Below are 11,377 nucleotides of genomic sequence, written 5' to 3' on the forward strand. Positions count from 1 at the left end.
TCAGCGCCTACTTATAACCTGAATAAAGAACCTGGCTTTTTGCCTGCTGCACGAATTGACCATCGGGTGTATAGCGTTTTTCCTGTACCATGCGATTCACCATCTCCATGCTTTGACAACCACCCCTGTCAGCAAAGGGGCATCTGGCATCCTCGTTGTCCAGGATGGATTTGGAGCAGGCAGATAACTGCGACACTAAGAAAAGGGTACTCAATAAAAATAGAGGTTTAATCATGAAGTGGCTCCTCATTTTGTACGGTTGAAAATAATGGGGTAGTGGGTTGTCCTGGTTGATTTAATAGTGGATTCTCAACAGGATTAACGGTTTGAACCATGGGCTCTTGATTATTGGACTGCATCAATGAAGCGTCATTCACTGGGTGTGTATTTAATTCATAGGCACGGCTTATAGTGGTTGTAACCCCAGACTCGTTTTGGGCACGTCCTTCATTGATGGCTCGTCCTGACTCATACACCTGATGTTCTTTGTCTATCCAAAAGCCTTTAGTAAATAAAACTGAAACACGACGACCCGCACGTGCCACAACCAATGGATGGTAAATATCGGCAATGCGCATTACATAATCTGAAATACGATTGGCAGGATTACTAAGCGCACCACCAGCAGCCGATTGAGCAAGGGTTGATGCCTGCCCATAGGTCGTAATGGTGCCAGCCCCTGGATTGATTGTTTGAGCGGTATTTAAATTCTTTAAACCATCACCAAATCCTGCCAGCATGCCTGCCGCTGCCGAATAGGTTAACAGAGGTTTTGTTTTTAAAATGGAAGTTCCGCGTAAATCCTGCATGGCATCCAAATCAAATACAGAGCCGTAGGCCTTTTGTTCAAAATTGATGTTGTTTCCTGCGCAAGACAGTGTTTCTAAATGCATCACCACGGAACTTCCTGATAAATCACCATAAGTGGATACCAGTGCGACACAGTCTTCCAAATGAGAATGCTGGTTGTTGGGCATGATTCCTCCGCTGGTAAGGCGGATTAAAGCAGTTCCCATATTTTTTGAGCCGTTTATTCCTGCATCACCTAAAACCCCAGTCAGCAACACCCCTTCAACAAAGGTTCCCGCCCAAACGTAATTTTTAGCGGTTCGTACTTCCTTGTTTCTTTTCTTCCGGTTGTTAAATTGCACTGTTTCCAGTCCTGATTTTGCCAGCAGTTCGCGCTCTGCCTGATGCTTTTTCTTTTGCTGTGCTTCCATCTCTTCACGAGTTGGCGGCCTAACGGTGACCAGGCTTGCCTGGCGGCTAGAAACCAGTGCAACCTGTAATTGTTCGTTCATTTTTTTATTTTCTTCTTCAAGGTGTGCAAGCTGCTCTTTCATAGCCTGCATCAAGGCTTTTGTTTCCGAATTTTCTGTGTTCACAGGTGCTGCTTCCTGCTGTTTTTTATGATGTTCTGCCACTAACTCTTTTAAAGAATCAATTTGTTGCTGCTGTTGCAGAAGGAGTGCTTCGTCACTGCCCTGGTTAAAAGTACTTTCAAAAATACTCTCGAACGAAGCTTCTTCCTGGTGGATTGGCTTTTTTTTCTCAGCCGATGAGTAACAATAAAATCCATAGGACGCGCCACCCACCAGTAATAGAATGGCTGCATGCTTCAATTGTTCCTTTTTAGCGAGCTTATTGGCGTTTTGAGGCTTTAGCGTCAACCATTGTTTTATTTTTTTAAACATTACCTACTCTCCTTCCAACTCATTTTAAGCAGCTCCTGGTTTATCCCTGATTGCTGTATAACCCGTATAAATAAGCGATTTTTTTAGGTGGGAGTGCCTCATCACTTAATGACAGAGATTGGGCATCCTTATGGGCAAATAAGGCTGTTGTAAGCGCTAGTTCATGATTTGATGTATTTTCTAACCGATAGACATAGCCCGTGAAACGCTTACCCTGATATTGCTTTTCAAGAGTTACCTTAATGTTTTTTTTAATGTAAAAAGGACTTGGAATAACCCTTTTCTCATTAAATTCTTTGGGAGTCTCCCCTGCTTTCATGGCAGCGATTGCCTCATCTACTTCGCTGGCATCAGGGGTATCCAGTTTCACAAATTTCAATTTTGTTTGAGCGCGAGGCACAAGTCTTAAGGTTTTTCCAACCGATTCATCAGGTGTCAAGGTAAGTGATACGTGATGTCCTTTATCTGTAGTTAGAAACAGGGTAATGGGAACTTGAAAATTAGGCTTTATATACACCGAAGAATCCGTGCTTTCGGGATTATCCATCTCACTTTTATCTACTGTAATAGCATGCTCTGGGTAACTTAATTTAGTAATCGATTCCCCTTCAACAAACACACGATTAAAGTTAATACTCGATAAAGTCAGATTAAACTGCTCTCCCTCTTCAAAGGCGATGACCGAAGGAGGAGTGCTTGCACAAACAGCTCCTGAGTACAAAAGACTTATGAGAAGAATTGTTTTTTTAGCTTTTTCATAAATTGAGTTAGTCACGGTGTATCTCCTGAATGGACACAAGATTTAAAAGGCCTGATTGATGTGAAAACTGAACTCGATACATTTTGTGTTGTGGCTTTAATTGAAGCCCATGGCTTGTGCGATACAATTGCCCTTCGATTTGACCTTGATTTTTAGTGACATCCACCGATACTTTTTCAGCATAAAAAACTGAGCTTACGTTTTTTTCATGTACTGTTTTTCGCTCGGCATCCAATAGTTTGGAAAACGATTCCTGGTATTTCGCTGGAATCAGATGAGACAGCATGGTGTAGCGTGCATCAATGGTTTCTGGGTTGTAGGTCAGGCGTAAGTCAGCTGCTTTCTGCGTCATTTCTTTCAGGTACTCGGGTGAATAGCCTTTATCACCAATGCTAAACTCAGAACCAGTGCACACTGGAAGCCAGTGAACCTGCTTATGCAGTAAGGTATAAAAATTTAAGGCACAAAGAACAATAACTGCAAACGTACTCGATAGCGCCCAAATCAGCGTCAGCTTGAATAACAGTCTGTTTTTTGCAATCGCATTATCACGAAAAGAAGTATCCATTAAATCACCTGATATAAATTCGGTTGGCAGAATCGGGCAAAGCTCGAAATAAAAGGGACGTTAACCGGTGAGGCAGCGACCAGTACACGATGGCAAACAGACTCCGCAGAGGCAGTCCGCCATACTTGACATGCATCGCAACGCTTAGGGCTGCGCCTATCATAAAAAGCTGATAGGCAAGTCCTGTTAAAAGCCCAATTCCCGTGAGTAAAAAAATGGGCAGGCCTGTGGTAACAGGAATACCCGCAATTTTGGGCTCATCAGAGAGCATAAAGGTTTGGTAATTGCGAGCCATTATTTCAATGCCCAGTGAGTAAACACCATCAATACAGGAACACCCGCAAGGACTGCGATATTTTTGGTTTTGATGTAGGCATAAGCCCCTGCAAGCCCTTCTGCTAACAAAAGAAAGTAAGGGAGATCTGAATCAGCTCCAAAGGTTGCCTTTACTTCCTCTTTTAATCCAGAAAGCCGATTCTCAGCGGCAAAACAAGAGTCAGGCATCAAACACAACAGTGCCAAACCAATCATTAGAAAAGGGAGCAGTTGCCTGGCATACAGATAACCTTTAATGCTCAACTCGTTCATTGCTGTTCTATAATTCATCACATTCTCCTTTTTTGGTTAAAAAAATCCACTGAGCCCCCAATTTGTGCTCATTTTTTATTCTTTTTATTTATTGAATCGTTTTTTTTGTGGTTTTATAAAGAGCGCTTATCCATCCATGGTTACTCCTTTATCGAGCATGCTTTGACTTAATAGGTGGCTGTTTTTTTTAAGTTCAACTAAAATTTGTGTCAGTAAGTGATTTGCAGAATCCAGCTTTTTGAACAAAGCCACATACTCAACTGATTTGGCTACGTCAGGAACCTCCTTATCCATTGATAACAAAAGCGTAAAAAGCGCTCCACCGGAAAGAATGTGTTTAAAATATTCGACATCCTGTTCATCATTTTCAGTTGAAACGGCAGTCAGATTGTGATTAATTTTAAAGTTGTTTTCAGGCAGTGTTGTGGGTTCTGCGTGAATAACTCCACTCACAACGATGAGGGTCATCGACAGCATGAGTGTTTTAATTGGGTTCATTAAGTGCTCCTTTTATTTTTGTTATGAACTTAAACCTTTAAACTTAGTCCGATGTTTGGTCTGTTTCTGGCATGTTGATGTTCTCAAGTTCACTTTTCATCACAATGACTCGTGCAAGATAGGGTTTTACCTTCGGTGATAAATGTGTACAGTAGCTTCTTACATTGCTGATTTCTTTTAATTCATTGTATCCATAAGCCATAGAAACAACTGCTCTGTCTTTTTTATGATGCTGCAATTGCGCTCCTGCTGACTCCAGGTAGGCTGCTGCAATTGCGACATCTCCAGAACATAAATCGGTGTCGTTTTCTTTGGCAATCTGGTTGAGTTGATAAGACGTATCAAAAATTCGTCTTTCTAAATCGTAGTGATTCGAACTGGTTGCAACCGCACAGGGAGAACCCAGTGCGGTGATGATAAGTCCTGCTATTACATTGCTTCTCATTACTATTCCCTCTTTAACTAATTAGTGTTTTTTTTAAATCCCATGCACTTTTTTTCATGAATCTTTAATCAGGCTGCATCAAAAGATGCCCGCTAATGTTTTTATCAGACCTTGTTCCAATGCGGGTCTTGCCTCTGCAAAACTCAGATTGACTTTATCGGCATTGGATACCACCCGCGTTCTATAGCGTTGGTAATCACTGTGTTTGCTCAATGTCTGGGTGGTTCCAGATGCAGTGCCATTTTGAAGGTTGGAATTAAACTGTTCATGAACGGCACCCTTTCCAACGCGCTCAGAAATTTGTACATCGGTAATCATCGTGTAATTCACTGCCTTGACTAGAGAATCTGCAGCCAAACCAATAATTCCTCCACCAATACCTGCACCAATCATGGTGCTTGAATGACCGCTTAATGCACCCAGTGCAGTTCCTGTTGCAGCCCCCGCCAATGCACTGCCATACCCGCCACCTAGCGCAGACTGACTTGCAGACACGCTCATTTTTCCAACCTTTAAAATATTGGCTTGTAGCAGGTAATGGGCTTTGGATGGATTTCCAACCACTTTATAGCCATGTTCTTCTAATGCCTGCTTTAGTGACTTATCAATGGATAATGACTCTTGAGAAGTATTCTTAATTGTGATGTAAATCGTTTTTTGACTTTGAGCCACAGGATCAAGAAAAATCGTTTGGCTGAGTTTTGTATCTGTTTCTAAGTTACGATGTTCGATCACTGTTGATGTTGCAGCACAGCTCACCAACAGGGCAAAAGATCCAGTTAAAGCTAAAGTGGTAATTGCCTTTTGTATCTGGCTAATGCATGGTTTCATTTTATTCCCTTAACTCGTTAGTATAGTGATTTGATTGGTTAATGAGTCAGTGCGCCCCGTGCTTCCTTCCACTTACCAGGCTTATTTAAAAACAGAGATTGTTCTTTTTTAATTTTTTGATGTATTTCCTGACGATGAATGATTACATCTTGTGGTGCATCGAACCCTAAGCGGACTTGATTACCCTTAACACCGAGCACGGTGATATAAATGTCATCATTGATTAGTACGGTTTCGCCTATTCTACGTGTAAGTATTAACATGCTGTGTTCCTTTTATTGGTTAGTGAATTGAATATTCTTTTTTTTGTGAATCAATCTCGAATCGAAGCGCTTCGCATGCCAATCGTGCCTCCATCGCAATGTGCCAGAAATCGCATTCAGGTATTTCCTGATAGGCCAGAGCCAATGACTCGGAGCAGGCGTTTAAAAGACAGTACAGTTCTTCCTTTGTAAACAGTTTTAAACATGGAATTTGTTTCATCATGCAACTCCCAATAACTGGCGAATTTTCGCAAGGTGTGTTGTTGCAATGTCTTTTGATTGAGGCAAAGTGCACAAGACCTTCTCTTTAATTTCCGGGATCTGGTGTCCTTGTCTCATTAAATGACATACCTGTTCATATGCTTCTTTAAATACTGCAAAAGAATGGCCTTCATTATCAATTTCCAGAAATTTAAGCCCCAGTCTTTTAGCAGTAAATTTAACCACTGCATGACTCCAGTTTGGGTTCGTTGAATAAGCGCTGTTTAAAACCTCCCTATGCGCCTGGGCAGCAGAAGGCAGGCGCAAATCACTATAAAAGCCAAGACATAAAGCTCGAAACTGCAGGCAGTTGGGTGGAAATTCACAAAACTTGTCGCCTTTACTCAAGGCCATTAATCGTTCCACACCACTGTCTAATGCTTTTGGAGTTAAATCCTTAAGTGCAGCAAACCAAACTCCAGTATCTTTCACTCCATGCTTACTGATAAAAAGTTGCCCGTATATTGCGGTCAGCTTCATCCAGAGGCTGGACAAGTGTTCCTTCGATAAATGCACCGGAGTTGAGTTCACTGCCTGAGGTGTCCCAGAGTGAGTCGATTGAAATGCCATGATGTTCGCTGACTTGTTCGAGTGCTGTTTGGTTAAGAGTGCTTTGATTGATACCACGCTCATTGTGATGACTCCTTAATTGTCCTTGTGCCTTTTGTAGTTGTTTTTGGATGTATTGGGCATCTCGCTCCAGCCAGTTAATGAATACTGGATTAAAGTCAGCCCATAGAGTGTTTTGTTTCTTGTTGTGCTTGATAAACGCCTGAATTTCTTCTTTGTCAGTGACTTTGGTTAGTCCCATGGAAAATGCCATTTCGATGGTTTTTGTGTTTGGGTAAAAGTCATCGCAAATTGGTTTTTTGCTGCGACAAAAATCATTGCTCGCAATTTCAGTTTGTTTGTTTGAGTTAGTTATATTAAATATATTAATATTCTTTGCAGAGTTCTTTAGTGTGTTAGCTTCTCTGTTAACTTCTACGTTAGATTTTGCCTCTAAATCTCCTTCTCTATCAGAATCTATAAGGGATTTAGGTGAATTAAGATCTGTGTTAAATTCTTTCCTTCTAATCAATTGATCATAGATCTTAGGAACCTCTGGGAATATAAATTTTAAATTTTGCCCTTCAGTTATAACTTGAAAGTATTCGCCACACTCATGTTCTATAGACTTTATGAAATTTCTGATGGTTTGCTTAGATGGAACACCACTGTTGATTCGACCTGGAGCGGTTTTAATCTCTAAGGATCTTGATAGATCACGATAACTAATGTCAGATACAATTCCTGTAAAAGGATTTGCAAGATTTAATAGCTCATAAATAATTAATCTAGGACCATAGGGCAATAATTGAAACTTTTTTTCTATTTGTTTCCTAGCATTAATGTATAACTCAACATCAAACTTCATCAACAAATCCTTTTATTTATCTAATTTATTTAGATAAGACTATCACTTCATGGTAAAAATTACAACGATATTTTTACCATGAAGGTAAGTTTTTAATGATTTGTTACACCTTATATGCTATAACGCATTGTATTTTGATGTTTTTTATACTATTTTTTTGGTAAATTCTTACGAAGATTTATTAACCATTTTGGTATATCATAGAATAAACATGCACCTGACTGAATTATTTAAATATGAGCAATCCTGTAATAGACAATGTTTCATCCCCCGAGTCTCGGGGCAAGAGAATAAGATTCATACGCGAGCATCTCCTGTCTTTTACACGAGAAGATTTTTGTCGCGATTCTAATTTTACTGCTCAATCATTAAAGGGATGGGAATTGGCCTGGGGAGGAGGTTTATCCCAGCAGGGGGCTGTAAAAATCGTTAAACGAGCTAAAGAGTTAAATATTTATTGTACAGAATCATGGTTAATGCATGGCATTGGTAAAAATGCCACAATAATCACAAAAGATCTAGATATCCAAGAGGCTGACGAAAACCACATAGCTAAAGAATTACTACTATTCAGAGAACTACAACACTCTATTGACACCGTTATAAAAGATGATGGCATGATCCCTTTCTTATACCCTGGGAATTATGTTGGCGGTATAATAGTCAACAATATTGAGAGTGCCATTGGCAAAGATTGTATTATTATTGCAGACAATGATGAAGTATTTGTCAGGATCTTAAGACATGGACAAGAACCAGCTCGCTATGACTTAGTTTGTTTAAATGAAAAAACTACATTAGTGAAAAAAGAAATAAAAAATACCGCCATTAAATTTGCTGCCCCAATTGTATGGATCCGCAGAATATTTCGAGAAAATAATTACTAATGAAAGCTTACAAAAAAGATATTTTGCCACATCAAGAATTTTATATAGTCAGATTTACTAAAAGCTCCAATCTACCTTATGCTCTTTTCATTCATGGTGGCCCAGGTCTCAATTGTGGAACCATAGAGTATCTTATTGATCATCATAATTTATTTAATTCTCTGCAGTGCAATATTATTCTATATGATCAACGAAATTGCGGTAAATCTAATAAAATTGAAAAGCTAGTATTACAGCAAGATAATATAAATGATTTGCAAAAAATAATTCTATACCTTGATGACCATTTTAATCTTAACATCAATGCTTTGATTGGACATAGCTATGGTGCAAAACTTCTTTTTGATTACTACAAAAGTTATGAGTCTACCATCCCTGGTGTTTTTGTTTCTACCGCTCAATCAATACTAACACCTCGTTTGAATAATTTAATGCTAGACCTATCCTATCTGAAAAAAAGTAATTTAGAGCTATATAACAAAATATTAAATGAAATTAATAATCTTGACCTTAATAAAATCTGGGAACTATCAGAACAATTAACTCCAGTTTTCCAAGAAAATATAGAGAGACCTTATTTATATTGGGCCAATTTAGAATATTATGATTTGGTCCAAAATGTCCAAAAAAGCATCAATTTACCATTAGAAATGAACACATTTATCAGTGTAAGAAAAGATCTTTATTCAAAAGAAGCGAATTTTTCTGTTAATATTAATGAGCTTAAAATCCGTAAATTATGGATAAATGGTTTTCACGATTTTGTCATGAACGGACACCAAATAGCATTGGCGAACAATCATGAAATTATAACTTTCAATAAATCTTCTCACTACCCACATCTAGAAGAGAATGATCGTTTTAGTGAGCTTTTAAATGAATTTATTAAATAGCTCTAAGGCAATCATCTTATTGTTTTCTATATTAATATCTACTGTTGTTCACGCACAATCTAAAATTAAAATATGTTTAACCGGTAGGATTGTTGAAAATTTAAAATCATATGGTCAGTCTTTTTTAAATGCAGCATATCTTGCTAAAGAAGAAAATGATCCCTCTAACAAAGTTGTGATTAAGAGCTATTTTTATAATAACAGACCATTAGAGCCAATGCATATTTATAATCAAATGGTAAATGACTCTTGCTCTGCAATTATTGGGTTTGAATATCTATCAGACTTGTTATTAGCTGTAAAAGAACAGAAAAATGACACCATACCTATTTTTACTTCCTACGCTAGCACTACCAACTCTGATCAATTACCTAAGAATATTTTCATCTTTATGCCAAGCTATAATTACCAAGCTGACAAAATGATGAGCTACTTACATGGGCGCTATAAAAATATAAACAACGTGTTGCTTATAACGGAAATTAACCGTGATGAGATGCTAAAGTATAAGGAAGTGTATTCCAGCATTCTAAAAAATGAACACGTACAATATTCTACATTCGATTTTCTAGAAAATGACAGCGATATAGAGGGAAAATTGAGGATTTTTTTGAAGGAACGAAAATATCAATATGTTTTTTTATTGTCAGGTGCAATAGCATCAGCAAAAATTGCCAATATTATGAATAACCATAGCACTGTTTTTATTGGCACAGAAAACTTTGGTTCTTCAGTTAGTCAAACATTTTTTATGCGACTAAATGATAAAGTAATTCACTCTCATTTTATCCGCAATTTGGATTTTATACAGCCCTATGATGCTTTAACTAAATTTGAAAATATTTATATTCAAAAATTCCATGAAAAACCCACTGTATTGGCAGCATACACTTATGATTCGATGAAGATTATTTTGAAAGCATTGAATAGAACCGGTATCGTCAATACAAACAGCATATTAAGTACTGATTATATTGGCATTACCGGGGCTTATTTAAATAATGGTCAATTTCATCGATCGACCAATTACGTTATTTTATCAGTTAATAGCAATGGATATGCTTATGAAAAATAAAAGCTCTTCAATCAAAGCAATTTTTATCAAGAAAATGGCATATTCTGCTCTAATCCAATTTATTATTTTTGGATTTATACTCATGCTTGCAAAAGATTATTTTCATAATCAGATGAGTGTTTTTTCCAGAAATTTAATTATTAACGACTCATTTACCACTGATGAAATTGGTAGGTATCAGCTGCTTAATAATAAGGATGCTCTTGATTTAGTACTATACAATTTAGGTAATGAACGCAAACTAGACTCAATAAAATTTGTTCCTTTAAAAAATAAAATAGAAGATGTAGGTACTTGCGAAGAAAACAGCAAAAGCAATTACCTTCTATGCAAAAAAGATAATGGGCAAATTTCTGGTATAACATTAATTAAAAATGATGAAAAGATATTGGGCTCGGTGGTTGCAAGTAAGCAATATAATTCTATCTATACTTTGCCAGTGTCCTATGGTCTTTTGTTAATTTTATTGATCGTACTTGGAATATTTCTTTTTAATTTCTTATTTCTATTCCTTTCTATGAGAAAAAAAATAGCAAACAATACCGAATACTTGCTTGATTTTATTTCATCACATCAAACTAATAATGCTGTTGATTTTGCAAAAGTTGAAATTAATGAATATAGACAAATTGCTAATAAATTTATTGATGAACATCGAGAAATAATCAATTTACAGAAAGAAAAAGCCTATTACGAGGTAAGAAAAAATATTGCTGAGCTTGTTGCTCACGATATCCGATCACCATTAGCGGCAATAAACACCGCGGTATCTGATGTAACATCGATTCCTGAAAATAAACGCATTATGATCAGAAATGCAGCTAAAAGAATCAATGATATTGCTAATAACCTACTCTTACAATCAAAAAATAATTTGCTTGACTGTAAAAGTAGCGAAATATATATGAATAATTCTCCAGAATTAATATTTGTAGTTTTAGATAATATCGTTGCAGAAAAAAGATATGAATATTACGCAACCAAAATCCAAATCAACTTACTTGGGTCCGACCACTCATATAATTGTTTTTCTAAGATACACCCTGATTCTTTTAAGCGCGTTCTATCCAATCTCATTAATAATGGTATTGAGGCAGTTAATTCTAATGGCTCTATTATTATCTCTCTAACATGCAATACTACGCATGTCGAAATTATTATTGAAGATAATGGCTGCGGCATTCCTCCCGATATCTT

At 37.4% G+C, this 11,377-nt stretch carries 17 protein-coding genes; 4 read left to right on the forward strand and 13 right to left on the reverse strand.

Annotated elements, in window-relative coordinates; genetic code table 11:
• Positions 1 to 7: 7 nt before the first annotated feature.
• From B5D33_RS15675 to B5D33_RS15735, 13 genes are all read right to left on the reverse strand, one after another.
• Positions 8 to 235, reverse strand: coding sequence for a hypothetical protein (locus B5D33_RS15675; protein WP_021460420.1), 228 nt, complete (start codon positions 233 to 235; stop codon positions 8 to 10).
• On the reverse strand, positions 228 to 1,694 hold the full coding sequence (locus B5D33_RS15680; protein ID WP_058453008.1) for a TraB/VirB10 family protein: 1,467 nt from the start codon (positions 1,692 to 1,694) through the stop codon (positions 228 to 230). Before B5D33_RS15680 ends, B5D33_RS15675 begins: the two co-directional genes overlap by 8 nt.
• A 40-nt stretch (positions 1,695 to 1,734) precedes the next feature.
• Positions 1,735 to 2,469, reverse strand: a complete 735-nt coding sequence (gene traK / locus B5D33_RS15685; protein WP_058453009.1) for a type-F conjugative transfer system secretin TraK — start codon at positions 2,467 to 2,469, stop codon at positions 1,735 to 1,737.
• Positions 2,462 to 3,022, reverse strand: a complete 561-nt coding sequence (locus B5D33_RS15690) for a TraE/TraK family type IV conjugative transfer system protein (protein WP_058453010.1) — start codon at positions 3,020 to 3,022, stop codon at positions 2,462 to 2,464. Before B5D33_RS15690 ends, traK begins: the two co-directional genes overlap by 8 nt.
• A gap of 4 nt (positions 3,023 to 3,026) precedes the next feature.
• Positions 3,027 to 3,317 (reverse strand): type IV conjugative transfer system protein TraL, encoded by a 291-nt coding sequence (traL, locus tag B5D33_RS15695; protein WP_042238380.1) that lies wholly within the window; start codon positions 3,315 to 3,317, stop codon positions 3,027 to 3,029.
• Positions 3,317 to 3,628, reverse strand: coding sequence for a type IV conjugative transfer system pilin TraA (locus tag B5D33_RS15700; protein ID WP_042238383.1), 312 nt, complete (start codon positions 3,626 to 3,628; stop codon positions 3,317 to 3,319). Before B5D33_RS15700 ends, traL begins: the two co-directional genes overlap by 1 nt.
• Before the next feature lie 108 nt (positions 3,629 to 3,736).
• Positions 3,737 to 4,108 carry a hypothetical protein gene (locus tag B5D33_RS15705; protein ID WP_058453011.1) on the reverse strand — a complete coding sequence of 124 codons (372 nt, stop codon included), beginning with the start codon at positions 4,106 to 4,108 and terminating at the stop codon, positions 3,737 to 3,739.
• 43 nt (positions 4,109 to 4,151) lie between these two features.
• Complete coding sequence (locus B5D33_RS15710; RefSeq protein WP_058453012.1) at positions 4,152 to 4,553, reverse strand: hypothetical protein; 402 nt, start codon at positions 4,551 to 4,553, stop codon at positions 4,152 to 4,154.
• A gap of 78 nt (positions 4,554 to 4,631) precedes the next feature.
• The gene (locus B5D33_RS15715; protein WP_058453013.1) at positions 4,632 to 5,384 is read right to left on the reverse strand and encodes a complement resistance protein TraT; all 753 of its coding nucleotides are present in this window, start codon (positions 5,382 to 5,384) and stop codon (positions 4,632 to 4,634) included.
• Positions 5,385 to 5,422: 38 nt separating this feature from the next.
• The gene (gene csrA, locus B5D33_RS15720) at positions 5,423 to 5,647 is read right to left on the reverse strand and encodes a carbon storage regulator CsrA (protein ID WP_058453014.1); all 225 of its coding nucleotides are present in this window, start codon (positions 5,645 to 5,647) and stop codon (positions 5,423 to 5,425) included.
• A gap of 19 nt (positions 5,648 to 5,666) precedes the next feature.
• Positions 5,667 to 5,870: a hypothetical protein gene (locus B5D33_RS15725; RefSeq protein WP_014845157.1), complete on the reverse strand. Its 204-nt coding sequence runs from the start codon at positions 5,868 to 5,870 to the stop codon at positions 5,667 to 5,669.
• Positions 5,867 to 6,340 carry a hypothetical protein gene (locus B5D33_RS15730; RefSeq protein ID WP_230308827.1) on the reverse strand — a complete coding sequence of 158 codons (474 nt, stop codon included), beginning with the start codon at positions 6,338 to 6,340 and terminating at the stop codon, positions 5,867 to 5,869. Before B5D33_RS15730 ends, B5D33_RS15725 begins: the two co-directional genes overlap by 4 nt.
• Positions 6,341 to 6,347: 7 nt before the next feature.
• Positions 6,348 to 7,325, reverse strand: coding sequence for a hypothetical protein (locus B5D33_RS15735; RefSeq protein WP_058453016.1), 978 nt, complete (start codon positions 7,323 to 7,325; stop codon positions 6,348 to 6,350).
• Positions 7,326 to 7,561: 236 nt separating this feature from the next.
• On the opposite strand from B5D33_RS15735, the gene B5D33_RS15740 reads away from it, so the two are divergent.
• The 4 genes from B5D33_RS15740 to B5D33_RS15755 form a co-directional block, all read left to right on the forward strand.
• Positions 7,562 to 8,212: a helix-turn-helix domain-containing protein gene (locus B5D33_RS15740; RefSeq protein ID WP_058453017.1), complete on the forward strand. Its 651-nt coding sequence runs from the start codon at positions 7,562 to 7,564 to the stop codon at positions 8,210 to 8,212.
• On the forward strand, positions 8,212 to 9,105 hold the full coding sequence (locus B5D33_RS15745; RefSeq protein WP_058453018.1) for an alpha/beta fold hydrolase: 894 nt from the start codon (positions 8,212 to 8,214) through the stop codon (positions 9,103 to 9,105). The genes B5D33_RS15740 and B5D33_RS15745 overlap by 1 nt, the downstream gene beginning before the upstream one ends.
• Positions 9,089 to 10,180, forward strand: coding sequence for an ABC transporter substrate-binding protein (locus tag B5D33_RS15750; RefSeq protein ID WP_058453019.1), 1,092 nt, complete (start codon positions 9,089 to 9,091; stop codon positions 10,178 to 10,180). Before B5D33_RS15745 ends, B5D33_RS15750 begins: the two co-directional genes overlap by 17 nt.
• Positions 10,170 to 11,377 (forward strand): sensor histidine kinase (locus B5D33_RS15755; RefSeq protein WP_139364760.1); only part of this gene is annotated, 1,208 nt, incomplete at its 3' end. The genes B5D33_RS15750 and B5D33_RS15755, both read left to right, overlap by 11 nt.

This window comes from Legionella maceachernii (assembly GCF_900167045.1).
GTDB lineage: Bacteria > Pseudomonadota > Gammaproteobacteria > Legionellales > Legionellaceae > Tatlockia > Tatlockia maceachernii.